Source organism: Mannheimia sp. E30BD (assembly GCF_041807785.1).
Classification (GTDB): domain Bacteria; phylum Pseudomonadota; class Gammaproteobacteria; order Enterobacterales; family Pasteurellaceae; genus Mannheimia.
The window spans coordinates 1-24,928 of sequence record NZ_JBGTYX010000003.1 but is presented as its reverse complement, the minus strand read 5'-3'; the positions used below and the strand labels follow the sequence as shown (position 1 = coordinate 24,928).

Genomic DNA, 24,928 nt, shown 5'->3' with positions numbered 1-24,928 from the left:
CTTAACTACACATTTGCAAATTTTTCCAGATTTTCAACCGCTTGTTGCCAATCTTTTGCTTGGGTAACGGCACCTACCACCGCTGCACTGCCTACGCCACATTTCATCACTTGCTCAATTCTTTCTTCACTAATTCCGCCAATCGCGACCGTTGGAATATGAAGTGGATTAACAAGTTCAACATATTTTGCTAAATTGGTTAAACCTTGCGGTTGCGATGGCATTTCTTTCGTTTGTGTTGGGAAAACGTGTCCGAATGCGATATAAGAGGGCTGAATTGCTAATGCTCGCATAATTTCAAAATAGCCGTGTGTGGAAACGCCTAAGCGTAGCCCTGCTTGTTGAATTGCATTTAAATCGGCAGTGGCTAAATCTTCTTGCCCTAAATGCACACCGTAAGCCTGATACTTTACAGCTAACTGCCAATAATCATTTACAAACAAACGCACATTGTGCTGTTTCGCTAGTGCGACCGAGTGGGCAATTTCTTGCTCGATCTCTGCAAGCGGTCGATTTTTGATTCTAATTTGCAAGGTTTTTACCCCTCTCAAAATTAAGCGTTCAATCCATTCAACACTATCGACCACAGGGTAAAGCCCAAGTTGATATTCTGTTGGAGTAAAAGGGGCTGTCGGCAATTTAAAGGGAGCAGAAATCAGCTCGGTTTGCGGGAAGAACGTAATATCATCAGGGTAGCCGGTATGGCAAAGTGAACTTAAAGCAGTTTGCCCTCTGCCTTGTTTTTCCGATAAGCCTTTTTGCAAATAAGCGGTCGCAACTGTAACGGCATCAGCTAAATCAAAGCCGGTTGCCAACATTGAGCCAACTGCTGAAGCGTAGGTGCAACCTGTGCCGTGTGTATTAACACTTTGCACTCTTTGATGGGTAAAAGAGAAAATCTCTTGGGCGGTAATTAAGTAATCACACACGCTTCCGCCTTGCCACTCAAAATGTCCGCCTTTCGCTAAAACGGCTTTCACACCTTGTGCTATCAGCTTTTGAGCAGCCGTTTTTACATCATCAAATGTACTTATTTCGGTTTCAGTCAGTAAAGCTAATTCCGTGCCATTTGGGGTAATTAAATCCACTAACGGATAAAGTTTTTCTTGTACTACAGGCAATAAAATGCTGTCTGAAAGGGCTTGTCCGCTACTTGCTACCGCAACAGGATCGTAAACCACAAAGCAATAATTTTCACTTTCTGAGCGAATTTTTTGGATATATTCGCATAAAATTTCGACTTGTGCCTGTGAGCAAAGTAAGCCAATTTTGATTGCATTTGGATAGCCTTGAATCAGTAATGCCTCGAACTGCTGGCGGAAAGTATGATCATCAACAGGCGTTACACAAAGCACACCGTGTGGATGTTGAGCCGTTACAGAAGTAACCACCGAACAACCGACCAAATTGAAATCGTGAAAGGTGTGTAAATCGGTTTGTAATCCAGCTCCGGCACAGGAATCTGAGCCTGCGACAGTCCAAATAACGTTAGGTTGGTGTTGAGAGTTTGAATAATTAGACATAGCAAAATCCTCATAAAAGTTGAAGGGTTTGCTTATCAGAAGTGTTGATGAGCCAAAATTTATAGATAATCTGAATTTTGGTAAAACTTGTTCCCTACACAGGTACTAACCTACAGGTTCGACGGATCTTGCAGTTGCAATCTCAGCCTTATGGCACTCCGACAAGCGTTTTTAGTATAGCTTACAAGCGATTATTTTTCACAAAAAATTTGCAAAATTTTCAGTAAAATAAACCGCTTGTTATCCTCAATTAATTGACTGTTCCACAATTTAAACAATAGAGATACATCTGTTTCTGGTCGTTAAAACGTGAAAGCATTTCCATTTGTTTTTGTGATTGCTTCAGCACAGGTAAATCAAGCCAGTTAGTCAGATTAACTTGTAGCTGGGTTTTAAAATCTCGGGCGAGCGTGCCGAACAAACTGTCGTCTTGCTCTGCAAACCATTGCAAACCGAATTGCTCAACTTTCGCTTTGCTCTCTGCTTCACGTTTTTGGTTGATTAAATCAGATAAGGAGGCAAACGCCACATTAAAATTACCTAATTCATCAACTAAACCGTGTTTTAGTGCATCAGAGCCTAACCAAACTTGCCCTTGTGCCACTTTATCTACCGCCTCTTTTGACATTTTTCTGCCTTGTGAAACCAGCGCTAAAAAGCGGTCATAGCCATTTTCAATGCCAATTTGTAGTACTTCTCCTTGTTCTTTTGGTAGGCTTTTTAAGCCGATTGGTTCAGCTAAAGCAGAAGTAGCAATGCCATCTTCACTTATCCCTAAGTTTTTCGCTGTTTTTTCAAAAGTTACTGCTAAACCAAAAATACCGATTGAACCTGTAACCGTGTTTGGGCTAGCGATGATTTTATCGCTAGTTGCTGCAATCCAATAACCGCCCGATGCCGCCATTCCACCCATAGAAGCCACAACGGGCTTACCTTCTTTTTGAAATTCTTCTACTTCTTGGCGAATAAGCTCCGATGCCACCGCACTACCGCCCGGGCTATTAATGCGTAAAATCAAGCCTTCTACATTTTTATCGGCTCTTGCTTCTTGCAGTAATTTCACCACCGTATCACTGCCTACGCCTGTTTCATCACTCTCGCCTGTCATAATTGCTCCTTCTACATTCACAACTGCAATTTTAGGAGCATTAATGTCAGCAAAACGATCATTCAGTTCAAGTTCGTAGTCGGAAAATTCAATGTGGTTATACTCTCCTTCGCTATTTTCACCAAATTGTTCAATCAATTTTGATCTAATTTCTTGGTTAGAAGCGAGATTAGTTACCCACTTTTGATTTAAGGCGAGCTGAGCATCATCACCTTTTGCTGCCTTATACTTTTCAATATAGGTTTCAGCAGATAAATTAATGTCTGTTGGAGATATTTTGCGATTTTGAGCTATCGTTTCTACCGTTTGCTGCCAAGTTCCATTGAGCCAGCTTCGTGCATTTTGTTTCGCCTCTTCAGACATATCATCACGCATAAAAGGCTCAACCGCTGATTTGTAAGTCCCTACACGGAAAATATGTGGCTCAGCTTCAATTTTGTCTAACAACGTTTTGAAATAGGTGTTCGAATAGCTTAAGCCTTGAAGCTCTACAGAGCCTACTTTGTTCAAATAAATTTCATCAGCAAATGAGGCAAGATAATATTGCTTTTGCGAATATTGCTCGCCAATGGCAATAACGGGCTTGCCTGATTCTTTGAAGTTGTTGATTTCATTACCCACCAAGTCTAAAGAAGAGAAATCCGCATTTTGCAAATGGTGTAAATCCAGCACTAGCCCTGTAATTTGTGGATCATTTTTCGCTTTACTAATCGCTTGCACCACATCAAAGGTTGAGATTTTAAAGGGTTCAGAGCTACCTAATTCTGATTGGATCAAGCGGTAGAAATCAGCAAATTCTTCACGATTATCCGCTAAATAACCATCTAAATTTAAGCGCAATGCTCCTTGTGTAAACACAGGTTTTTGCGAGCTTTGTGAAGAGGCAATAAACCCAACCACAGGCACTAAGAGTAGAATAAATAAGATAAAAAAGAGGTTAATCACACACTCTCTAATACAGCGAAACATTTTATAAATCGCTTTTAGCATATTTAACATCTGAAATTCCTAAAAAATAAAACAGTTGGCACAGTATAAAGCAATCACGGAATGAAGAAAATATGCTATTCTTTGGCAAAAATTTTTCAAAGGTTATCTTTATGCAAATATTAGATTTATTACATCATCGCCGTTCTAACAAAAAATTTGGCGATAAAGCCCCAACCCCAGAGCAACTCGAGCAAATTTTAAAAGCAGGCTTACGCGTGCCTGATCACGGGCATTTAAAACCTTATCATTTTGTTGTGATTGAAAAAAGCGGAATGCCGCAACTCTGCGAGCTTTTTAAAGCTGCGGTTGAAGAATTTGAAATGGGCGAAGAGCGTTTAAAAAAGGCGAAGAAATTAGCTAATCAAGCCCCAACGATCATTGGGGTAATTGCGAAGTTAGATCATAGTATTGCTAAAGTACCTGCTTGGGAACAAATGATAACCGCTGGTTGTAGTGGCTATGCTATTCAACTCGCCGCAAACTCGCTCGGCTTTGATACAGTTTGGATTACGAATAAATGGGTAAACGGCTTGGCACTACGTTCCGCTTTTGGTTGCAAAGAGCAAGATCAAGTGATCGCCTTAATTATGATTGGCTCGCCTGAGGACGAAGGGAAAATTGCTCTTGCCCCAGAAAGTGAGAGTTTAGACGGTTTTGTAAGTTATATTAGATAAAATGAGTACAATTTTAATCACAGGTTGCTCTTCTGGCATTGGATATGCGACTGCACATCATCTCAGAGAGGCTGGCTGGCGAGTGATAGCGAGCTGCCGAAAAGAGCAAGATGTTGAACGGTTGGAATCAGAAGGCTTTGAATGTCTGTTGCTTGATGTAACCAATTCAGAGCATATCCAAAATGCCTTTGAATATATTCAAACAAGCGGTCAATTAGATGCCATTTTTTGCAATGCTGGCTACGGGCAGCCCGGCTGTGTGGAAGATGTGCCCAAAGCTGCTTTGCAAGAAATTTTTGAAACCAATGTGTTTGGAGCTTGGGAAGTCATTCATCACGCAATGAAGATTTTCCGAACGCAAAATCACGGTAGAATTTTGATTAACAGTAGCATTTTAGGCTTTGCCGCAATGCACTATCGAGGAGCTTATAATGCCACTAAATTTGCGTTGGAAGGAATGGCGGATACTTTACGTTGCGAGCTACACGGCTCAAATATTTATGTTTCATTGATTGAACCCGGTCCTATTCAAAGTAATTTTCGCCCAAACTCTGTGGCAAAATTAGAGCAATATATTGATTTGGAAAATTCCTATCATAAAGAGCTAAATAAAACGCAATACCAACGCTTAACCACTAAAGGCAATGCTAATCCCTTTACTTTACCTGCCTCAGCTTGTGCGAAAGCGTGCTTAAAAGCCTTAAATGATAAAAAGCCCAAAGCACGCTATCAAGTCACCTTTCCTACCAAATTGTTTTGGTGGCTACGGCGAATTTTACCGACAACGGCGTTTGATTATATGAATCGGAAATTTGGTGGGTAATGATTTTAAAATAGTAACAGGCTATAAATATAGGGGCGAAAAATTTTCGCCCCTACCAATTTATTTCTTCCACCCTTTCAACGCATCTGCAAAAGCATTATTACCGAATGCATTGTGGTTATCATTTCGCAAGCGGTCATTTTTTTGCGGATTTTTGCGAATTTCTGCGGAATTTCGACCGCTTGTTGGCTCTTTTTTATCAGTCGGTTTGTCATCTAAACGCATTGTTAAGGCAATACGTTTACGGGCAGCGTCCACTTCAAGCACTTTCACTTTTACCACATCGCCTGCTTTTACCACAGAATGCGGATCTTCCACAAAAGAATTTGAAAGCATTGAAATATGCACCAAGCCGTCTTGGTGTACACCAATATCGACAAAAGCCCCAAAGTTTGCCACATTAGTCACTGTACCTTCCAAAATCATACCGGCTTTGAGGTCGGTAATTTCTTCCACGCCGTCCATAAACACGGCGGTTTTGAACTCTCCACGAGGGTCTCGCCCCGGCTTTTCTAACTCTTTGAAAATATCGTTTACGGTTGGTAAACCAAACTGCTCGTCCACAAAATCTTTGGCATTTAGCGAGTGAATTTTGGTGCTGTTACCCATTAATTCCGCCAAAGTTGAAGTGGTAGCTTGCAAGATTTTTTCCACAATCGGGTAGGCTTCAGGGTGAACGCTTGAGGCATCTAAGGCATTTTTTCCGCCAATAATTCGCATAAAACCAGCACATTGTTCAAAGGCTTTAGGCCCTAAACGAGGTACTTTTTTCAGATCAGAACGGCTATTAAAACGCCCGTTTTCATCACGGAATGCCACAATGTTCTGGGCGAGTGTTTTCGTCATACCTGCAACACGAGCAAGTAACGGAGCAGAAGCGGTATTTAAATCTACCCCTACGGCATTTACACAATCTTCTACTACCGCATCAAGTTTGCGAGCAAGCTGAGATTGGTTTACATCGTGCTGATACTGCCCCACGCCAATCGCTTTCGGCTCAATCTTCACTAGCTCTGCTAATGGGTCTTGTAAACGGCGGGCAATCGACACCGCCCCACGCAGAGAAACATCTAAATTCGGGAACTCATTTGCCGCAAACTCAGAAGCTGAATAAACAGATGCCCCAGCTTCACTGACCACAACGGTTTGTGGGCGGTTTTCTTTAATTTCCTTAATCACTTCTTTGGCAAAACGCTCTGTTTCACGCGAAGCCGTGCCGTTACCGATCGCAATCAGCTCCACATTGTGCTTTTTAACCAAGGTAAAAATAGCCAGCTGTGCTTCTGCTTGTCTACCTGTATGTGGATAAATTGTCGCTGTATCTAACAATTTCCCTGTGTTATCCACAACCGCCACTTTTACCCCTGTACGCAAGCCCGGGTCTAAGCCCATTGTGTTTCTTGCCCCAGCAGGTGCTGCCATCAAGAGAGCAGAAAGATTGCGAGCAAACACATCAATCGCCTCTTCTTCAGCTTTTTCACGCAGTGTGCCCATCAATTCAGTTTCTAAGTGAAGGGCAGCTTTGATTTTCCACGTCCACGCAATCACTTGTTCACGCCATTTATCTGCCGGTTGATTGTTGAAAATCACACCTAAATGCTCGCGGATAATAGTTTCACAATGGCTATTTTTTGATCCTTCTTCAGCATCAGGATCGGCATTTAAGGCAAGGGATAACACGCCCTCATTTCGCCCACGAAACATTGCTAATGTACGGTGAGAAGGTACGGTTTTAAACGGCTCGCTGTGAGCAAAATAATCACGGAATTTCTCGCCTTCTTCCTCTTTGCCTTCGATGACTTTCGATTCAAGTGTGGCGTAAGCGGTCAAATATTGGCGAAGTTTTGCAAGTAGCTCGGCATCTTCCGCAAAACGCTCCATTAAGATATATCTTGCACCGTCTAGGGCTACCTTAGTATCAGCCACACCTTTTTCACTATCTACAAAGTTTGCTGCTAAGGTTTCAGGATCTTGTTTCGGATCATTCCAAAGCGTTTCCGCCAAAGGTTCTAAGCCTGCTTCAATCGCAATTTGACCACGCGTTCTGCGTTTTGGTTTATAAGGTAAGTAAAGATCTTCTAACTCAGTTTTGCTTTCGCAGCTTAGAATTTTTGCTTTCAGCTCATCGGTTAATTTGCCTTGCTCTTCAATCGATTTCAGAATAGTTTGGCGGCGGTCGTCCATTTCACGCAAATAGATTAAACGAGTTTCAAAATGGCGAAGTTGGGTGTCGTCTAGTCCGCCTGTTACCTCTTTACGATAACGAGCAATAAAAGGAATGGTATTTCCTTCATCTAATAAGCCGATAGCAGCAAGAATTTGGTGAGAGCCAACGTTCAGTTCGCTGGCAATAATATGACTAATTTGAATGTTTAGCTCATTGGTTGCTTGGGTCATTTACTTTCCTTCAATAAAGTGGCTCGAGGTTTATCCAATTTTTCGAGCTTTGTTAAAGTTTCCGTGATTTTAGCTGGATTTGGCTCTTTTTTCGCACATAAAATAATGTTTTCTAAGCTATCCGCTTGATGATAGTAAGGCATTTCGCTTTCGACTGCCTTTTCAAATTGTTGATAAGCCTGCTGAAATTGACCTTGTTTGCATAAAAAAGTGCCGTAATTATTCAATACATCAGGGCGATTTTTACTTAAATTTAAGGCGGTTTGATAGGATTTCTCAGCGTTTTCAATATCGCCAGTTTGTTGATAATAGTAGGCTAATACCGAGTAAGGGAGGTAATCTTTTTCATCGTGAGCAAGGGCTTTGTCGATATTCTGCTTCGCCTTTGGGAAATCATTTTGCTCCAAATAAGCCAACGCTAGATTAATGCGGGCTTTTACCGCTTCCGAGCGGTTAAATTCGACTTCGGAGGAAGAGGGGGGAGAAGAACAAGCTGCTAATAAAAACAGCGTAATACAAGCGGTCATTTTTAAGAAAAATTTTGCAAACATAGTGCTCTCCTACAACAAAGGGGTTAATTTTACTGTTCTACAGAAGCTAAGACTAGCGATTTTTACGCAAAGAGAGAAATTTTAATGTGATTTTTTCGACGCAGATCGCAAAAATAGGAATTGAGGGTTGCTTGTTCTTTTCGTTTTATACACTCTATTTAGCATATAAGTAAATTCATTGAAAAAAACTTATAAAACTTATAAAATAGAGGCAAAAATGAAAATAGTGGTATTCCAACGTAAAGCCTTAAAGCAATTACGAAAAATCCCAACTGGTGCAGAAATTCGCCGAAAATGCGATGATTTAGCTCACTTTCCTTACTGTGCGAATATCAAAACATTAGTAAATCACAAATATGAATATCGTTTTCGGGTGGGAAATTATCGTATCTTTTTTAATATTGAAGGCGAAACGATGAACATTGTATCTATTGAAGAGGTTAAAAAACGCGATGAAAGAACTTACTGATATTCAATATTTAAAAGACACTGAAGGTAATCTTACTTTTGCGGTTCTCCCTATTGCTACTCTTGAATGGCTAAAACAGAAAGCAAATATCAAAACTGCCGTAGAAACAGGAATTCCCTCTGAAGTGGCAGGAATTGCATTAGATAATGATTATTCAGCCCTACGAGCTTGGCGAGAATATTTGGGATTAACTCAAGAAGAGGTAGCTAAACGGTTAGGCATTTCACAATCAGCTTATAGCCAGCACGAAAATGCAAAAACCTTGCGAAAAACAACACGCATCAAAATTGCAAATGCACTCGGGTTAAATGAGGAGCAGCTAGATTTCTGATAAACAAAAGGCAGGAATACCTGCCTTTCATTTCATACAAATTAATGGGTTTTTACGTCGATCCCTTGCCCGAACTTACGTTTTTCAAGGGTACGTTTAGTTCGGTCAATCACATCGCCGGCAAGCTGTCCGCACGCTGCATCAATATCATCGCCTCGTGTTTTACGCACGGTTACGGTAAATCCATATTCCATTAATACTTTTTGGAAGCGATCCACACGAGAATTTGAACTCTTACCATAAGGAGCTTCCGGGAATGGGTTCCAAGGAATTAAATTAACTTTACACGGCGTATTTTTCAGCACTTCCGCAAGCTGATGAGCGTGGTCTGTGCTGTCATTAACGTGATCTAGCATTACATATTCAATGGTTACTTTACCGTGATTTGCGTTTGACACCTCAAGGTATTTATTCACCGATTCCATTAACATCTTAATGTTATATTTTTTATTGATTGGCACTAATACATCACGCAATTCATCATTTGGTGCGTGGAGAGAAATTGCTAACGCCACATCAATTTGCTCACGCATTTTATCTAATGCAGGCACAACCCCTGAAGTTGAAAGGGTTACACGGCGTTTTGATAAACCGTAGGCAAAATCATCTAACATAATTTCCATTGCGGGAATCACATTATTCATATTGAGCAATGGCTCACCCATTCCCATCATTACCACATTGGTAATCGGGCGAACGCCTGTTACGCCAAAGTTGCCGATAATTTTAGAAGCTCGCCACACCTGCCCGATAATTTCAGACACAGTTAAGTTACGGTTAAAACCCTGTTGTGCGGTTGAGCAGAAAGTACAAGCCAATGCGCAGCCCACTTGCGAGGACACACAAAGGGTCGCACGGTCATCTTCAGGGATATAAACCGTTTCAATTTGTTGATCGCCTACTTGCATTGCCCATTTAATAGTGCCATCTGCTGAGCGTTGTTCTACCGCCACTTCTGGGGCTTTAATTTCAGCAATACGTTTTAATTTTTCACGCAATACTTTGTTGATATTGCTCATATTGTCGAAATTATCTTCGCCGAAATGGTAAATCCATTTCATTAGCTGATCAGCACGAAACGGCTTTTCGCCCATTTCTGCAAACAGCTCACGCATTTCTTGACGATTGAGGTTTAATAAATTGATTTTTTCTTTTGGTTGTTCAGCAGACCCACAGCCTGCATTGGTAATCAGTTCTGACATAAATTAGAAAGCCTCGTTATTACACGGTTTGTGGCAAAAGATTGGGGCGAGTTTGCCCTTGTTTTGCGGTATTTTTAAAGCGTGCAATTTTACTGGTTCTTTTGTTGCAAGGCTAGTGTTTTTTGGACAAATAATTTCCTTACAAAATATAAGACTATTTACATTAATCTTAATGATCTATAGAATAGCCTTCGATAATTCTCATTCTCAATAATATCAAGGAGGCTGAAAATGAAACTATCAACAATTAAAAAAGCATTAGTATTAACCTTTGGTTTAGGCTCTGCAATGGCGATGGCTGAACCGTTTAAAGTTGTAACCACCTTTACCGTTATTCAGGATATTGCACAAAATGTGGCGGGTGATAAAGCGGTTGTTGAATCAATCACTAAACCCGGTGCGGAAATTCACGATTATCAACCTACGCCAAAAGATATTGTGAAAGCCCAAAAAGCGGATTTAGTATTGTGGAACGGTATGAACCTAGAGCGTTGGTTTGAGCGTTTCTTTGAAAATGTAAAAGGTAAACCTGCTGTTGTTGTAACCGAAGGTATTACGCCAATGCCAATTACCGAAGGCGAATATAAAAATCTGCCAAATCCACACGCTTGGATGTCCACCGACAATGCATTAATTTACATTGAAAACATTCGTGCAGCTTTAGTAAAATATGACCCTAAAAATGCCGAAACCTACAATGCAAATGCCAAAGCCTATGCTGAAAAAGTAAAAGGTATTGCCAAACCACTTCGTCAGCGTTTAGCGTTCATTCCCGAACAACAACGTTGGTTAGTAACCAGCGAAGGGGCATTTAGCTATCTTGCGAAAGACTACAACTTAAAAGAGCTTTATTTATGGGCAATTAATGCCGAAGAACAAGGTTCGCCAAAACAAGTGAAAAAAGTGATTGATGGCGTGAAAGCGAATAAAATCCCTGTTGTCTTTAGCGAAAGTACCGTTTCAGACAAACCTGCTAAACAAGTGGCTAAAGAAACGGGGGCGTTATATGGCGGTGTGATTTATGTAGATTCACTGTCAGAAAAAGATGGACCTGTGCCAACTTATTTAGATTTGCTCAACGTAACCATCAGCACCATTGTTGAAGGTTTCGAGCGTAGTAAAAAATAACCAGAGTTAAAATGACAACACATTCAACCTCCATTTCTGTCGAAAAATTATCTGTCCGTTACAACAACGGGCATATAGCCTTGCACGATGTTTCATTTCATCTTGAAAATGGCACAATCTGTGCATTAATCGGGGTAAATGGAGGCGGTAAATCTACTCTTTTTAAGAGTTTAATGGGGCTGGTAAAACCACTTACCGGCTCGGTTAAACTCAGCCAACTACCCATTTCTAAAGCCTTAAAGCAAAATTTAGTCTCTTATGTACCACAAAGTGAAGAGGTGGACTGGCAATTCCCAGTATCTGTTTATGATGTGGTGATGATGGGGCGATACGGCTATATGAATTTCTTGCGTATTCCTCGTGAAATTGACAAGCAAAAAGCAGAACAAGCAATGGAACGCGTTGGCGTTTTACATCTGAAAGAACGACAAATCGGCGAACTTTCTGGCGGGCAAAAAAAGCGAGTTTTTCTCGCCCGTGCCTTAGCTCAAGAAAGTAAGATCATTTTGTTAGATGAGCCTTTTACAGGCGTTGATGTAAAAACCGAAAATGCGATTGTGGAATTGCTCAAGCAACTCAAAGAGGAGGGGCATTTGATTTTGGTTTCTACTCACAACCTTGCCAGCGTCCCCAGTTTTTGCGATCAGGTGTTAATGATCAATCGAACATTACTCGCTTCAGGAAAAACGGAAGAAACCTTTAATAATCAAAACTTAGAAAAAGTATTCGGCGGTTTATTGCATTATCAAAAATAATGTTTAATCAAATAGGGAGGCAAACGCACTCCCTATTTTATTTGGGTTAGCGAATTTTAGAATATGCAAAACTTAAGAAAAAAATAACTGCTTGTACAAGAATGATTGTTGGGCCTGTGGCTGCGTCAATATGGTAGCTTAATAGAGTGCCAAACACAGATGAACCGCCTGAAATTGCTAACGCAATGGCAAGCATTTTATCAAATCGCTTTGTGAGTAAATAAGCGGTAATACCCGGGGTAATCAACATCGCCACTACTAAAATCACCCCCACAACTTGCATTGCACTAATAATGGTTAAAGCAAGCAGCGATAACAAACCGTAATGCAATAATTTCACAGGCAAACCAACCACTTTGGCTTGATTCATATCAAAACAATAGAGCAAGAAATCTTTGCGTTTAAACAATACCACTACAAAAGTAAAAAGGCTCACTACTACTGTTTGAATTAAATCACTTTTCGTTACTCCCAATAAATTCCCAAACAAGATATGAGTTAAATGCTCGCCCGTATTGAATGCGGTAAATAGCAGAATACCAAAAGCGAACATTCCCGAAAATACAATCCCCATAATGGTATCTTCTTTTAAACGGCTATTCTCTTTTAGATAACCAACCGATAAGGCACAAAACAAGCCCGAAGAAAATGCCCCTATCGCAAGCGGTAAACCTAATAGCGAAGAAATAACCACTCCCGGCAATACAGCGTGTGAAATCGCATCGCCCATTAACGACCAACCTTTTAACACCAAATAGCAAGAGAGAACGGCACTCACGCTCGCCACTAAAATAGCGGTGATGAGGGCGGTTTGCATAAACTCAAACTGTAGAGGTTCTAAAATCCAATCAAGCATTTTGCTCCTCCCCTTCTCGTGCTAACTCTTTTACAGATTGGCGTTTTTGCGACACTAAACCATATTTAGGGGCGAAACAAAATGCAGCGAGAAAAATCAAGGTTTGCAGACACACAATTACCGCCCCTGTTGCCCCATCTAAAAAGTAGCTTAAATACGCTCCTAGCCCAGATGTCAGTGTGCCGATAAGCATTGCAATCATCACGACTTTAGAGAAGCGATCTGATAATAAATACGCCGTTGCTCCCGGTGTAACCACCATTGCAATCACTAAAATCGCCCCAACGGTTTGTAACGCCACCACCACACAGGCACTTACCAGCGTAAAGAAAATCACTTTATAGCGTAGCGGAGAAATTCCGACTGAAAGAGCGTGGTGTTCGTCAAAAAAGACAAGCAACAGATCTTTCCAAAATAGGATCAAACCGAGTAACGAAATAGCGATAATCAGCATAACTTGCCACAAATCGTCATCGGCAATGCCTAAAATATTGCCCATCACGATGGAATTGACATCAACTGAGGTGGGATTGAGCGAAACAATAAACATACCTAAGGCGAAAAAGGTAGTAAAAATAAAGCCGATAACCGCATCTTCTTTAATTTTCGTCAGACTTTTTACCCAAAGAATTGATAATGCTGCCAAAACACCTGAAAAAAATGCTCCAACGGCGTAAGGTAATTTCAACGCATAAGCAATGGCAACGCCTGGCACAACTGCGTGGGATAAGGCATCGCCAATCAAAGACCAGCCTTTTAACATCAAAAAGGCGGAGAGAAATGCACAAACCAAGCCTACGCCCATACTCACAAAAATCGCTTTTTGCATATAGTTGTAGGCAAACGGTTCTAATAAAACATCAAACATAAAATCCTAACAAGTTGTTGATAATAGTTCGCATATACTAACATATAAACCACGTTGAATGTAGGGATTAAACCTGTATTTTGCTAAATATCCAACACAAAATCATAAGGATTTGGATAACGGTAAACAAAACCTAATTCTGTGCGGATTTTTTCAGCTTTGACTATCCTTACAAGCGGTCGATTTTCTTCAGAAAATTGCAAATCGCTCAAGCCAAAACGTTTTGCCATTTCACTATAATACGCTTTACGAGTAGGGTGCTGCTCAGCACATAAATGGAAAATACGTTGCCCGTTTGGTTTGGCTAAAAGCAGGGAAATTGCCGCAATGCAATCCTCCAAATGAACTAAATTCACAGGCTGCTCTGCCCCCGTTAAATTTTGCTTGCCTGCTAAATAAAAAACAGGGTGGCGTTTTTTGCCCACAAGCCCCGCTAAACGCACAATATCGCAATGAATCGGCAAATTGAGCAACCAATTTTCCACTTTTGCTAAAAGAGAGGTTGGATCGATTTCTGCAATTTCATCAAAAACGCCCGATTCCATCGGCAAAACAGAGGTCGAGCTTGTGAAAATAATATGTTTTAAGCCTTTTTCTATCGCAGAAGAAACCAGCTGTTGAATGCCTAAAAGATAGTTTTCTGGCGTTGTTTTTGACGGTGGCAAGGCAATTACCATTGTGTCAGCAGCTAATAAAGTCTCAAGCTCATCGTTAATAATCAGATTGTTCAAATCCAGCGGATAACATTCAATCGGCATATCAGATACCATTCGTTTCGAGCCAACAACCCGCCAACCCTCTTTTTTCATCTGCACTGCTAATGGTAATCCAAGCCAGCCTAAGCCAAGAATAGTCAATTTTTTCATTTTATTTTCACTTATTTATTTGAAACTCAAACAGGTAAGACCAGTTATTTAGCACTCCGAAATTGTTCAAAAAAAAAACAATTGTGTATAATGCCCCTGTAGCTTAAAAATGAAGTTATTCTATAAGCTATAAGCCAATCATCGGCTATTTTGCTTAATTTTACAAATTAATATGAGGATTTTTTATGAAGAAATTAGCACTCGCACTCTTTATTTCAGGTTTTGCGCTATCAGCACAAGCAAGCGAATACCCAGCTGAATGTAGAGAATTAATTGATTTAACTTTTGAAGCGGCGAAATACTCACCAGAAGTGAAAGCTCAACTAGGTATGACCAAAGAAGAGATGATTAAAGTGTCTGAAGATGCTTGGAAAACAATGAGTGATGCAGATAAAAAATCTGCCATTGCAGGCTGTAAAGCAGGAATTGAGCAACAAAAACAAGTTATCGAAGCATTAAAAGCTCAGAAGAAATAATAGTTGAGATAAAGTCCATACTGCGGTATGGATTTTTTACTGTTCAGAATAAGTAAAGCAAAATTTCGGTATAAAAAAAGCACCTTATGGTGCTATCTCTTTTCTTTATAATGGAGCGGGAAACGAGGCTCGAACTCGCGACCCCGACCTTGGCAAGGTCGTGCTCTACCAACTGAGCTATTCCCGCATTGAGTTATTATCGAAATGGTGCCCGAGGCCAGACTTGAACTGGCACGCCCCGAAAGGCGAGGGATTTTAAATCCCTTGCGTCTACCGATTCCGCCACTCGGGCTTCGATAACTATCTATTTTGTTAAAATTTAATTCTTCTAAATGGTGCCCGAGGCCAGACTTGAACTGGCACGCCTCGAAAGGCGAGGGATTTTAAATCCCTTGCGTCTACCGATTCCGCCACTCGGGCAACACGATATAGAAAAATTGGAGCGGGAAACGAGGCTCGAACTCGCGACCCCGACCTTGGCAAGGTCGTGCTCTACCAACTGAGCTATTCCCGCAAATTTAAATTGTTGATTTTCTAAATGGTGCCCGAGGCCAGACTTGAACTGGCACGCCCCGAAAGGCGAGGGATTTTAAATCCCTTGCGTCTACCGATTCCGCCACTCGGGCAACACGATATAGAAAAATTGGAGCGGGAAACGAGGCTCGAACTCGCGACCCCGACCTTGGCAAGGTCGTGCTCTACCAACTGAGCTATTCCCGCATTTAAAAACGCTACGAACTTCGTAGCGTCTCAACAGGTCCATATTCTATGGATTTCAGATTTAATGTCAAATAAATTTACAGGAAATCTTTAAAAAATGGTTTAACTGGCGAAAAATAACGCTTTTTGCAAATTTTTTGCGAAATTTAACCGCTTGTAATCCTTTATTTACTGAAATCGTACTCTGCAAATTTGTTACTAATTCCGATAACCACTTTCGCCGCTTTTTCCATTGTATCTACCGAGATAAATTCAAAACGCCCGTGAAAATTTTCGCCACCCGTGAATAAATTCGGACAAGGTAAGCCCATAAATGACAGGCGAGAACCGTCCGTACCACCCCGAATTGGCTCTAAGTTTGGCTCAATGCCCTGCTCTCGCATTACTTTTTCAGCAATCTCAATTAAGTACGGATAGTCGTTTAGCACCTCACGCATATTGCGATACTGTTCAATAATCTCCACTTTACCACAATGTTCGCCGTAAATTTTCTGTATTTCCGCCATTGTCTCGGTCAGCATTTTGCCGAATGTTGCCAACTCATCACGATCAAAACTGCGGAGAATGTAACGCACCTCAGCGTGATCAATGCTTCCCTCAATATCGTGCAACATAATAAAACCTTCACGATGTTCGCTGGTTGCTGGTGTTAAATGTGGCGGCAAGCGGTGCTGGAACTCACACGCACGCTCTAAGGCGTTGATCATCTTGCCTTTTGCCGTGCCGGGGTGAACACTACGCCCGAAAAAAGTAACTACAGCGGCATCGGCATTGAAATTCTCATACTGCAACTCGCCCAACGGACCGCCGTCCAGCGTAAACGCCACATCAGCCCCAAAGGTTTTCACATCAAAATGATCCACTCCACGCCCGATCTCTTCATCGGTGGTAAAGCCGACACGAATTTTGCCGTGCGGAATCTGCGGATTGGCTTGCAAGTATTCAATCGCAGAGAGAATAATCGCAATGCCCGATTTATCGTCTGCACCTAAAAGGCTTGTACCGTCTGTGGTCACGAGCGTATCGCCAATCAGCTTGTTCAAATTCGGGAAATCGTTCGGCGAGAGTGTATCGCCACTGCCGTTTAACACAATATCGCCACCTTGATAGTTTTGAATTACCTGTGGCTTAACGTTCTTACCATTAAAATCAGGCGAAGTATCAACGTGAGCAATTAATCCCAACACAGGAATAGATTTTTCAGTATTGGCAGGCAACGAGGCAAATAGATAGCCATTCGGATCAAGAAAAATCTCTGTCAGCCCCATTGTTTCCACTTCGGCTTTCAGCAGATGAAGCAGATCCCTCTGTTGTGGCGAACTCGGCACGCTTTCGCTTTTTGGATCGGAGGTGGTGTAGATTTGAGTATAGCGTAAAAGGCGCTCTAATAATTTTTGTTTCATAGTCTTCCCTAAATATCAAGCGGTCAAAATTTGGTAAAATTTTACCGAAAATTGACCGCTTGTCGAGAGCTAGACTACCAGCTTATCAATTAAGTCTGTCACAAACTCCAACCGTGCTTTATTCTCTTCCAACGCTAACTTAAAGCGGAATTTCACCGCCCCTTCAAAACTATACACCGCAGGTTGTTTTTGGATAAGCTGAATAAACTTCATCGGATCTAGCTGGGCGGTCGGTTTAAATTCCAAGTAACCTCCATTGATCCCCGCATCAATTTTCTTCAAGCCAAACGGTTCGGCGGCTAGACGAAGTTGCGTAATTTGGAACAGGTTTTTGGTTGCCTCTGGGAGCAAGCCGAAGCGGTCGATCAGCTCTACTTTGAGATCATTCAAAGCTTGCAGATTTTCACTGCTTGCAATCCGCTTGTAGAACGATAAACGCATATTCACATCAGGCAAGTAATCATCAGGGATTAACGCCGGCACTCGTAGCTCAATCTCCACTTGGTTTTGGGTGATTTCATCAAGGGTTGGTTCACGCCCTTCTTGCAAGGCTTTCACCGCATTTTCGAGCAAATCCATATAGAGCGAAAAGCCGATACTCTCAATCTGTCCGCTCTGCTCACTGCCCAATAATTCGCCTGCTCCACGAATTTCTAAATCGTGGGTGGCGAGGGCAAAACCTGCCCCGAGATTGTCGATGGTACTCATCGCCTCCAAGCGTTGTTCCGCATCTTTAGTGAGCGTTTTCGGTGGTGGGGTGAGCATATAGGCATAGGCTTGATGGTGCGAACGCCCCACCCGTCCACGCAGTTGGTGAAGCTGTGCCAAGCCGAATTTGTCCGCCCGTTCAATGATAATCGTATTGGCGGTCGGCACATCGATCCCTGTTTCAATAATGGTCGAACACACCAGCAAGTTAAAGCGTTGGTGATAGAAATCGCTCATCACTCGTTCCAGTTCTCGCTCTCGCATTTGACCGTGCCCGATCACCACTCGAGCTTCCGGCACTAACTCTGCCAATTTTTCCGCACAGTTTTCAATGGTTGCCACATCATTATGCAGGTAATAAACCTGCCCGCCACGCAAGATTTCACGCAGGATCGCCTCACGGATCACCGCTTTGTCTGTTTGGCGAACGAAAGTTTTAATGCTCAGACGGCGAGCCGGCGGGCTGGCGATAATTGAGAGATCCCGCATTCCGTTGAGTGCCATATTCAGCGTTCTTGGAATTGGCGTGGCGGTCAGCGTCAAAATATCGACATTCGCCCGCAGTTGCTTGATTTTCTCTTTTTGACGCACGCCGAAACGGTGTTCTTCATCAATCACCAGCAAGCCGAGATCACGGAAGGCGACATCATCTTGCAGCAACTTGTGCGTGCCGACCAGAATATCAACCTTGCCTTCCTCCACTTTTTCCAGAATCGCTTTCTGCTCTTTGGCGGTTTTGAAGCGAGAAAGCACCTCAACATTCACAGGATAATTGGCAAAGCGGTCTTTGAAATTTTCATAATGCTGCTGAGCTAAGAGAGTAGTCGGGGCGAGAATCGCCACTTGCTTGTGGTTCATCACCGCCAAGAAAGTGGCACGAATTGCCACTTCGGTTTTGCCAAAGCCGACATCGCCGCAAACCAGTCTGTCCATTGCTTTCGGTTGGCACATATCGCTAATCACCGCATTGATGGCAATTTTCTGATCGTCCGTTTCTTCATATGGGAACGAGGCACTGAATTGGTCGAACTCCGCCTTATCATACTTGAACGCAAAGCCGGTTTGGCTCTCCCGTTTCGCATAGACATCAAGCAATTCCGCCGCCACATCTCGGATCTTCTCTGCGGCTTTCTGGCGGGTTTTCGCCCACGCCTCGCTGCCTAATTTGTGCAACGGTGCAGTTTCGTCCGCGCCGCCGATATAACGGCTAATTAAATGCAAAGAGGCAACAGGCACATAGAGCTTGGCATCGTTAGCGTAATGCAACACTAGATATTCCGCTTTCATTCCGCCCGCATCTAGTAAAGTTAAACCACCATAACGCCCCACGCCGTTTTCCAAATGCACCACCGCTTGCCCGATTTTCAGCTCGGCAAGGTTGCGGATCAGCGTGTCGGGATTAACCGTTTTGCGGTTTTTCTCGTGGCGTTTTTGTTGGACTTTTTCGCCGAGTAGGTCGGTTTCGCAGATGATGGCAAGGTTACGGGCGGGCACAGGACCCGCTCCTACATTTTCATTATCGTTTTCAGCCTCATTGCCCAATTCATTATCGTAGGGGGGGGCCCCGTGCCCGCCTGTTTCCACCACAAAACCCTGATCAAGCGGTGAAATAATCAGGGAAAATGGCAGACCTTGTGCTTCATCTAATGAATTGACCTGCTTCGGCTTTACCCCAATCGGGGCAAGCAGATCCAAAAGCGTTTCCCGCCGCCCCTCGCTTTCCACCGAAAACAGAATGTTACCCTTAAATTTTTGGCGGAACTGTTGGAACAAGGCAAACGGCTCTTTTGCTCCCGATTGAATGGCAAGTTCAGGCAAGTTTGCCACATTTGCATTCATTTTCGCTGCAGATTTACGGATTTTCTCCGAAGTTATCGTCAATCTTGGATAACCTTTCAGCCAGCGATTAACCTCATCAATCGCAAACCAGAGATCGCTCGGCGGTAACAGTGGACGCATTGGATCGACTCGACGGCTTTCATAACGATTTTGCGTATCCTGTTGAAATTGTTCGGCTTTTTGTTGAATTTCAGCGGAAGTGATAAACAGCGTATTTTGCGGAAAGTAGTCAAACAGGCTCGCCATTTCGGTAAAGAACAGCGGTTGCCAGTATTCGATCCCCGCATTTAAAATCCCTTTGCTGACCTGCTGATAGATATGCTCCGGCTCACGGCGGATCTCTCCGAATGTTTCACGGAATTTGGTACGAAAATGCTCGATCCCATTGCTATCGGTCGGGAACTCGTGGGCAGGCAATAAATTGATTTCGGCAATTTCGGCTTTGGTGCGTTGGTTATCCACATCAAAGGTGCGGATAGAATCAATTTCATCATCGAAAAAATCCAAGCGGAACGGTTCGTTCGCACCCATCGGGTAGAGGTCTAAAATTGAGCCACGCACCGCATATTCGCCATATTCCAGCACCTGATCCACCGCTCGATAACCGGCATTTTCCAGTTGTAAACGCAAGTTTTGAATCGAAAAGCGATCGCCTTTTTTAATCAGCAACACATTGTTGGCAAGGTAGCTCGGTGGGCAGACTTTCTGCATTAAGGTATTGATCGGCAAAAGAAAAATCTGCTTTCTGCCTTGTTGTAGCTCGAACAGGGCTGAAAGGCGGGCGGAGATAATATCTTGGTGAGGTGAGAAATTATCATACGGCAAGGTTTCCCAGTCGGGGAAAAGTTGCACGGGTAATTTGGCAAACTGCGGCAGTGATTTTTCTAACCGTAGAGCGGTGCGGGTATCAGGCGTAACCACCACAGTTAAGCCGTTAAACTGTTGAGCGGCTTGGCTAATCGCCAGCGTATCGGAATGCCCGATCAAATTGCCAAGCGTTTGATGATCTTGAAAATTGCCGTCTATTTGCGGCAAAGAGAAGGAAATTAAAGACATACGAGCGGTCTGTTTTTGATAAAAAATTGCAAATTGGCTCTAGTTTACTAAAGCAGGCTGAATTGTGCAAAATTAGATGAGAAATTACAGCATTCAGATCCATTAATTAAAATTTCTGATAGAATAAATCCCCTTTTTAATTTTAACCCGAATAATATTATGAAAAATAAAATTTTAGGAAGTGCATTAATGATTGCAGGCACTACCATTGGTGCAGGAATGCTGGCAATGCCACTTACCTCTGCCGGAATGGGGTTCGGTGCAACGGCATTACTCTTAGTCGGATTATGGGCTTTATTAGCCTACACCGGTTTATTATTTATGGAAGTGTATCAAACCGCTCCGCAAAAAGATGTTGGAGTGGCAAGCCTTGCCGAACAATACTTTGGCTTAATCGGGCGTGTATTAGCCACTTTCAGCTTGCTCGTACTACTTTATGCCCTACTTGCGGCTTATATTACCGGCGGTGGCTCACTGTTAGCCGGTGTAATGCCTGAAATTGCAGATGCTGATATGAAACTTAAAATTAGTATTTTAATCTTTACTGCGGTATTAGGAACATTTGTTGTAGTCGGAGTGAAATCTGTTGATGGCTTAACTCGAGTGCTATTTATCGGTAAGATCATTGCCTTTATCGCTGTATTATTAATGATGTTACCTAAAGCAAAATTAGAAAATTTAACAGCAATTCCATTAGATAATTTATTAGTCATTTCTGCTGTGCCGATTTTCTTCACGGCATTTGGTTTCCACGTTATTATGGGAACAATTAACAGTTATTTAGATGCAGATATCGGCAAAATTCGTAAATCCATTTATATTGGTACAGCTATTCCGTTAGTAGCTTATTTATTATGGCAATTAGCGACTCACGGTGTATTAAGCCAAAACGAATTTACCACTATTTTGGCTCAAGACCCAACCTTAAATGGTTTAGTTACTGCAACCAGCCAAATTACAGGTAGCACAATTTTAGGCGAAATGGTGCGTTTATTCTCTGTGCTTGCATTAATTACTTCTTTCTTAGGTGTATCAATGGGTATTTTTGAAGGCGTAGGCGATTTATTAAAACGTTTGAATTTACCAACTAACCGCTTATGGCTAACAATTGCAACCTTCACACCCCCACTCTTATTTGCGTTGTTCTATCCAGATGGCTTTATTATGGCGTTAGGTTATGCAGGTTTATTATTTGCTTTCTACGGTATGATTTTACCTATTGGCTTAGCATGGAAAGCTCGCAGCCAACACCCAAATCTGCCTTATCGTGTAATTGGTGGTAATGTAGCGTTAGTCATTGCCTTAATTGCTGGTATTTGCATTATGGTTATTCCATTTTTAATTCAGCTAGGTTATTTACCGCAGGCTGTGGGTTAATAAACTTATAAAGGCTACGATAAATCGTAGCCTTTATACAAGCGGTTAAATTTGAGCTAAATTTTGCAATTTAGCCGATCAATTTATATAACGCTCTGATTTGATCTTCTTTTAATGCACTACCTACTTTTTCTCGACCAACAAAAATCTTAAACATCGCATTGCCTTTTTTGTTGATAAATACCAACGAAACTGTGCGTTTTCCCATAAATGGTCGATCAAGTAAGTATATTTTGGCACAATTTTCATAATGTAAATGCCCTTGTAAACCACCACTTTCTTTGTGTTCAAAATTGTAAAATCCACGAGAAATTGAACCGCTTGGTAATTTGCCAACAAATTCAATAATGGTATCTTCCGTATGTGAAATAAAGGTAATTGCATCGTCCCATTCGTGAATTTCTTGCAGAATTTCAGCAAAACGCTCCCCATTTGTTACTTTAAGCATATTCGATGGTAGGCTAAGCATTACTTCTTCCAACGAACATTGATATTTCGAGGCTACCATCTCTAAAATTTGTCCTGGATTTTCATTTAATTCATTGCGTAGAGCGGTTTGTTGTTCTAGTGATAACATAAATTCCTCCTTAAGAAAATAGAGCCTTGAAGCTCTCTAAATAATTAGAAATGGTACTCAAAACTTGCTGAAAAATTTCGTCCTGGTTCGTAGTAGCGTTGCAAGCCAGGATAACCTCCATATTTATAGTTTTCACGGACACCCACCGAATTTACAACGCCGCCTGTTGTATTTAAACCACGCAATGTATCCCAAGTGTGATATTTACGGTTAAGCAAATTGTAAACACCTGCACGCAAAGTGATATTTTCTGTTGGCTTATAAAAACCGTATAAATCTACAATAAAAGCTTTAGCATTTAAGTGCTTCCATTCATCTAAACCTGTTTCGTGAGAATATTCAGCGCAGCGAGTCTCATATTCACTTCCCCAGTATGGATAATAAGGATTTAGGGTTTTCTGCTCTTTCACACATTTTTCAGGTAACGTTTTCAAATATTTTGCCTCTTTAGCCTTTTTCGCACCTAAGAATGTTAAACGAGAAAATATTCCCCATTTGCCTTCTGGTTGCTCATAATCTAAACCAATAACAGCTTTAATTGGCTGAATAGAAAGTAAATCTGCTCCATTTGACATATTCCCCTTGCTATAACCTAATGAACCAAATAGCTTCCAACCTTCAGAAATAGATATAGCAGAATTTAAATTCCATTTTCCTGTTACCTCTACCCCATAGATTTTCGCAGAGTCAATATTTTGCATTTGTTGAACAGGCCGCCAAAATTCTTTGCCATAAGCACGATAGACATCCCAAGTTTCTTGCTCCCATAGAAAATCTTTATATTTTGTATGGTGTAAATTTACAGAAAATTGCCCCGCATTGCCTTGCCCCTGCAAACTTAAATTTTGAGTTAAGCTACGTTCTGCTTTTAAGTTGGGATTTGACATCCACGCCCCTGCGGCATTATCTCGATAATCGAAATACATTTCTGATGCGTTTGGTATGCGAAAGCCTGTTCCGATGTTATAAGCAACTTTCCAAATATCAGTAACTTGCTTTTCTAAACCTGCAACCCAAGTCATTTGGTTAAATTTAGCATTCTCGGTTTTTACACAATTTCGACATTCTAAGCCCGTAAGATCTCTTTGTTTATATTTCACCCAATCATAACGAATGCCTATTTTTGCGTTCCAGTTATTTGTAAGGTCTATACTATCTTGTAATGATAAATAATGTAGCTTACTTTTAATTGGGTGCATCATTGTTGAATTCGGTAAATGAGTCCAAGCACCAGATACATAAACTGAATCTTTATGTAGAACATCAAAATTTCTTTGTGCTGCTGAAGCCTTGAGGGAAAATTGATGCGTTGATTTACCTAATGCTAAAAGTTGGCTATCTAAACGAAGGTTTAAGCGTTTTAATTCTGTACTAAAAATACGAATATCAGTATCACTAGATGTTCTTTGTTGAGCAGGACTCCATTCAGTTGCTGCCTCTGCACGCCTTCCTTCATAGTTATAAGCTGATGTTTCTGTCTTTTGGTAATCAAGATCCGTTTTTACTAAAGCAATCCATTTAGACTCTGGGAAAAACTCATAAAAGGCATTCACTGTATCACGCTTACTACGATCTTCTGCCTCACGCCAATATGAGCTTAAATAAACAGCGGAATCCTCAATAATGTAATTTTTGTTATTTTGGCCGCTGTATGATATACCAATGCGATGCTTATCATTAAAACGGTAAGCAAATTTTGCTAAGTAACTGTGATGTTTATGCGTAGAATCATCTGGTGTTTGTTTACTGCTGCCAATAGTTCGGGTGTGTAACGCATCTTCGGGAATTGTATAACCACCTGCACTTTCCATTTCGTGTCCATAACGATTTGAGTAAACTAATACGGCTTCTGCTTGTTCCCCTAAATAGCCAATACCGAGTGTATTTACCCATTCATTATTGCGTGTAGCATAACCTGTGCGATAAAAAGCACCGAATTTATTGCTATCACGAACAATATCATAAGCCTCAAGTGTTCGATAATTAACACCACCGCCTAAATGCCCACTACCTTGATTGAAAGAATCAGCCCCTTTTGATACTTCAATGGTTCGAGCTAATTCAGGATCAATAGATTGACGAGATGTATTTAAATTACCATAACGTTTATTATGCGAAAATTAATGATGTAAGTTATTGATTTATAAGGATTTATTTATTTTCATCAATTGGCTGTATCATTGAATTTTCATCAAAGTTATATGTAATACCTTTACGTCCGCCGTCCATTG

19 protein-coding genes, 6 tRNA genes, 1 pseudogene and 1 riboswitch are annotated in these 24,928 nt (G+C 41.6%); of the genes and pseudogenes, 8 read left to right on the top strand and 18 right to left on the bottom strand.

The window, feature by feature from the left end; all coding sequences use genetic code 11:
* Positions 1–5: 5 nt before the first annotated feature.
* Both thiE and sppA read right to left on the bottom strand, forming a co-directional pair.
* Positions 6–1,523 carry a thiamine phosphate synthase gene (thiE, locus tag ACERCG_RS02620; RefSeq protein ID WP_373610524.1) on the bottom strand — a complete coding sequence of 506 codons (1,518 nt, stop codon included), beginning with the start codon at positions 1,521–1,523 and terminating at the stop codon, positions 6–8.
* Between the two features lie 74 nt (positions 1,524–1,597).
* A riboswitch (TPP riboswitch) is annotated at positions 1,598–1,694 on the bottom strand.
* Between the two features lie 79 nt (positions 1,695–1,773).
* Entirely contained in the window at positions 1,774–3,630 is a 1,857-nt protein-coding gene (sppA, locus tag ACERCG_RS02615; protein WP_373610523.1) for a signal peptide peptidase SppA, read from the bottom strand.
* 101 nt (positions 3,631–3,731) lie between these two features.
* Here sppA and ACERCG_RS02610 point away from each other — a divergent pair, with 101 nt between their 5' ends.
* The gene (locus ACERCG_RS02610) at positions 3,732–4,295 is read left to right on the top strand and encodes a nitroreductase family protein (protein ID WP_373610522.1); all 564 of its coding nucleotides are present in this window, start codon (positions 3,732–3,734) and stop codon (positions 4,293–4,295) included.
* 1 nt (position 4,296) lies between these two features.
* Positions 4,297–5,118 carry an SDR family NAD(P)-dependent oxidoreductase gene (locus tag ACERCG_RS02605; RefSeq protein WP_373610521.1) on the top strand — a complete coding sequence of 274 codons (822 nt, stop codon included), beginning with the start codon at positions 4,297–4,299 and terminating at the stop codon, positions 5,116–5,118.
* Positions 5,119–5,178: 60 nt separating this feature from the next.
* Here ACERCG_RS02605 and ACERCG_RS02600 read toward each other — a convergent pair whose 3' ends face one another.
* Both ACERCG_RS02600 and pilW read right to left on the bottom strand, forming a co-directional pair.
* Positions 5,179–7,515 (bottom strand): Tex family protein, encoded by a 2,337-nt coding sequence (locus ACERCG_RS02600; RefSeq protein WP_373610520.1) that lies wholly within the window; start codon positions 7,513–7,515, stop codon positions 5,179–5,181.
* Positions 7,512–8,066: a type IV pilus biogenesis/stability protein PilW gene (pilW, locus tag ACERCG_RS02595; protein ID WP_373610519.1), complete on the bottom strand. Its 555-nt coding sequence runs from the start codon at positions 8,064–8,066 to the stop codon at positions 7,512–7,514. Before pilW ends, ACERCG_RS02600 begins: the two co-directional genes overlap by 4 nt.
* Positions 8,067–8,283: 217 nt before the next feature.
* Between pilW and ACERCG_RS02590 the strand changes: the two genes are divergently transcribed.
* Both ACERCG_RS02590 and ACERCG_RS02585 read left to right on the top strand, forming a co-directional pair.
* Complete coding sequence (locus ACERCG_RS02590) at positions 8,284–8,535, top strand: type II toxin-antitoxin system RelE/ParE family toxin (RefSeq protein WP_373610518.1); 252 nt, start codon at positions 8,284–8,286, stop codon at positions 8,533–8,535.
* Positions 8,519–8,866, top strand: a complete 348-nt coding sequence (locus tag ACERCG_RS02585; RefSeq protein WP_373610517.1) for a helix-turn-helix domain-containing protein — start codon at positions 8,519–8,521, stop codon at positions 8,864–8,866. Before ACERCG_RS02590 ends, ACERCG_RS02585 begins: the two co-directional genes overlap by 17 nt.
* A 41-nt stretch (positions 8,867–8,907) precedes the next feature.
* Here ACERCG_RS02585 and ACERCG_RS02580 read toward each other — a convergent pair whose 3' ends face one another.
* A complete protein-coding gene (locus ACERCG_RS02580; RefSeq protein WP_373610516.1) occupies positions 8,908–10,068 on the bottom strand; it encodes a bifunctional tRNA (adenosine(37)-C2)-methyltransferase TrmG/ribosomal RNA large subunit methyltransferase RlmN in 1,161 nt (386 codons plus the stop codon).
* A 288-nt stretch (positions 10,069–10,356) separates the two neighbouring features.
* On the opposite strand from ACERCG_RS02580, the gene ACERCG_RS02575 reads away from it, so the two are divergent.
* Positions 10,357–11,196, top strand: coding sequence for a metal ABC transporter substrate-binding protein (locus tag ACERCG_RS02575; protein WP_373610724.1), 840 nt, complete (start codon positions 10,357–10,359; stop codon positions 11,194–11,196).
* 11 nt (positions 11,197–11,207) lie between these two features.
* Positions 11,208–11,951: a metal ABC transporter ATP-binding protein gene (locus ACERCG_RS02570; protein ID WP_373610515.1), complete on the top strand. Its 744-nt coding sequence runs from the start codon at positions 11,208–11,210 to the stop codon at positions 11,949–11,951.
* 46 nt (positions 11,952–11,997) lie between these two features.
* Here the strand turns inward: ACERCG_RS02570 and ACERCG_RS02565 are convergent, their stop codons facing one another.
* From ACERCG_RS02565 to ACERCG_RS02555, 3 genes are all read right to left on the bottom strand, one after another.
* Positions 11,998–12,807: a metal ABC transporter permease gene (locus tag ACERCG_RS02565; protein ID WP_373610514.1), complete on the bottom strand. Its 810-nt coding sequence runs from the start codon at positions 12,805–12,807 to the stop codon at positions 11,998–12,000.
* Entirely contained in the window at positions 12,800–13,675 is an 876-nt protein-coding gene (locus tag ACERCG_RS02560; protein WP_373610513.1) for a metal ABC transporter permease, read from the bottom strand. Before ACERCG_RS02560 ends, ACERCG_RS02565 begins: the two co-directional genes overlap by 8 nt.
* A gap of 83 nt (positions 13,676–13,758) precedes the next feature.
* Positions 13,759–14,541 carry a GDP-L-fucose synthase gene (locus ACERCG_RS02555; protein ID WP_373610512.1) on the bottom strand — a complete coding sequence of 261 codons (783 nt, stop codon included), beginning with the start codon at positions 14,539–14,541 and terminating at the stop codon, positions 13,759–13,761.
* A gap of 185 nt (positions 14,542–14,726) precedes the next feature.
* Here ACERCG_RS02555 and ACERCG_RS02550 point away from each other — a divergent pair, with 185 nt between their 5' ends.
* Entirely contained in the window at positions 14,727–15,017 is a 291-nt protein-coding gene (locus ACERCG_RS02550; RefSeq protein WP_373610511.1) for a hypothetical protein, read from the top strand.
* 111 nt (positions 15,018–15,128) lie between these two features.
* Here the strand turns inward: ACERCG_RS02550 and ACERCG_RS02545 are convergent.
* The 8 genes from ACERCG_RS02545 to mfd all read right to left on the bottom strand — a co-directional run bounded on the left by ACERCG_RS02545 (position 15,129) and on the right by mfd (position 20,743).
* Positions 15,129–15,204 (bottom strand) — tRNA-Gly (locus ACERCG_RS02545).
* 18 nt (positions 15,205–15,222) lie between these two features.
* Positions 15,223–15,309, bottom strand: a tRNA-Leu gene (locus tag ACERCG_RS02540).
* A 41-nt stretch (positions 15,310–15,350) separates the two neighbouring features.
* A tRNA-Leu gene (locus ACERCG_RS02535) sits at positions 15,351–15,437 on the bottom strand.
* 18 nt (positions 15,438–15,455) lie between these two features.
* Positions 15,456–15,531 (bottom strand) — tRNA-Gly (locus ACERCG_RS02530).
* 25 nt (positions 15,532–15,556) lie between these two features.
* Positions 15,557–15,643, bottom strand: a tRNA-Leu gene (locus ACERCG_RS02525).
* An 18-nt stretch (positions 15,644–15,661) separates the two neighbouring features.
* Positions 15,662–15,737, bottom strand: a tRNA-Gly gene (locus ACERCG_RS02520).
* 164 nt (positions 15,738–15,901) lie between these two features.
* Positions 15,902–17,140, bottom strand: coding sequence for a peptidase T (gene pepT, locus ACERCG_RS02515; protein ID WP_373610510.1), 1,239 nt, complete (start codon positions 17,138–17,140; stop codon positions 15,902–15,904).
* Between the two features lie 69 nt (positions 17,141–17,209).
* On the bottom strand, positions 17,210–20,743 hold the full coding sequence (mfd, locus tag ACERCG_RS02510; RefSeq protein WP_373610509.1) for a transcription-repair coupling factor: 3,534 nt from the start codon (positions 20,741–20,743) through the stop codon (positions 17,210–17,212).
* 159 nt (positions 20,744–20,902) lie between these two features.
* Between mfd and ACERCG_RS02505 the strand changes: the two genes are divergently transcribed.
* Entirely contained in the window at positions 20,903–22,120 is a 1,218-nt protein-coding gene (locus ACERCG_RS02505; protein ID WP_373610508.1) for an aromatic amino acid transport family protein, read from the top strand.
* Between the two features lie 70 nt (positions 22,121–22,190).
* Here ACERCG_RS02505 and hutX read toward each other — a convergent pair whose 3' ends face one another.
* Both hutX and ACERCG_RS02495 read right to left on the bottom strand, forming a co-directional pair.
* The gene (hutX, locus tag ACERCG_RS02500; RefSeq protein WP_373610507.1) at positions 22,191–22,697 is read right to left on the bottom strand and encodes a heme utilization cystosolic carrier protein HutX; all 507 of its coding nucleotides are present in this window, start codon (positions 22,695–22,697) and stop codon (positions 22,191–22,193) included.
* A gap of 44 nt (positions 22,698–22,741) precedes the next feature.
* A pseudogene (locus ACERCG_RS02495) lies at positions 22,742–24,778 on the bottom strand (TonB-dependent hemoglobin/transferrin/lactoferrin family receptor); the annotation flags it as partial.
* Positions 24,779–24,928 lie beyond the last annotated feature (150 nt).

What these genes read in the sequence shown, in the direction of transcription:
- thiE (WP_373610524.1), bottom strand. Translation starts at nt 1,523, where the DNA reads ATGTCTAATTATTCAAACTCTCAACACCAACCTAACGTTATTTGGACT.
- sppA (WP_373610523.1), bottom strand. Translation starts at nt 3,630, where the DNA reads ATGTTAAATATGCTAAAAGCGATTTATAAAATGTTTCGCTGTATTAGA.
- ACERCG_RS02610 (WP_373610522.1), top strand. Translation starts at nt 3,732, where the DNA reads ATGCAAATATTAGATTTATTACATCATCGCCGTTCTAACAAAAAATTT.
- ACERCG_RS02605 (WP_373610521.1), top strand. Translation starts at nt 4,297, where the DNA reads ATGAGTACAATTTTAATCACAGGTTGCTCTTCTGGCATTGGATATGCG.
- ACERCG_RS02600 (WP_373610520.1), bottom strand. Translation starts at nt 7,515, where the DNA reads ATGACCCAAGCAACCAATGAGCTAAACATTCAAATTAGTCATATTATT.
- pilW (WP_373610519.1), bottom strand. Translation starts at nt 8,066, where the DNA reads ATGTTTGCAAAATTTTTCTTAAAAATGACCGCTTGTATTACGCTGTTT.
- ACERCG_RS02590 (WP_373610518.1), top strand. Translation starts at nt 8,284, where the DNA reads ATGAAAATAGTGGTATTCCAACGTAAAGCCTTAAAGCAATTACGAAAA.
- ACERCG_RS02585 (WP_373610517.1), top strand. Translation starts at nt 8,519, where the DNA reads ATGAAAGAACTTACTGATATTCAATATTTAAAAGACACTGAAGGTAAT.
- ACERCG_RS02580 (WP_373610516.1), bottom strand. Translation starts at nt 10,068, where the DNA reads ATGTCAGAACTGATTACCAATGCAGGCTGTGGGTCTGCTGAACAACCA.
- ACERCG_RS02575 (WP_373610724.1), top strand. Translation starts at nt 10,357, where the DNA reads ATGGCGATGGCTGAACCGTTTAAAGTTGTAACCACCTTTACCGTTATT.
- ACERCG_RS02570 (WP_373610515.1), top strand. Translation starts at nt 11,208, where the DNA reads ATGACAACACATTCAACCTCCATTTCTGTCGAAAAATTATCTGTCCGT.
- ACERCG_RS02565 (WP_373610514.1), bottom strand. Translation starts at nt 12,807, where the DNA reads ATGCTTGATTGGATTTTAGAACCTCTACAGTTTGAGTTTATGCAAACC.
- ACERCG_RS02560 (WP_373610513.1), bottom strand. Translation starts at nt 13,675, where the DNA reads ATGTTTGATGTTTTATTAGAACCGTTTGCCTACAACTATATGCAAAAA.
- ACERCG_RS02555 (WP_373610512.1), bottom strand. Translation starts at nt 14,541, where the DNA reads ATGAAAAAATTGACTATTCTTGGCTTAGGCTGGCTTGGATTACCATTA.
- ACERCG_RS02550 (WP_373610511.1), top strand. Translation starts at nt 14,727, where the DNA reads ATGAAGAAATTAGCACTCGCACTCTTTATTTCAGGTTTTGCGCTATCA.
- pepT (WP_373610510.1), bottom strand. Translation starts at nt 17,140, where the DNA reads ATGAAACAAAAATTATTAGAGCGCCTTTTACGCTATACTCAAATCTAC.
- mfd (WP_373610509.1), bottom strand. Translation starts at nt 20,743, where the DNA reads ATGTCTTTAATTTCCTTCTCTTTGCCGCAAATAGACGGCAATTTTCAA.
- ACERCG_RS02505 (WP_373610508.1), top strand. Translation starts at nt 20,903, where the DNA reads ATGAAAAATAAAATTTTAGGAAGTGCATTAATGATTGCAGGCACTACC.
- hutX (WP_373610507.1), bottom strand. Translation starts at nt 22,697, where the DNA reads ATGTTATCACTAGAACAACAAACCGCTCTACGCAATGAATTAAATGAA.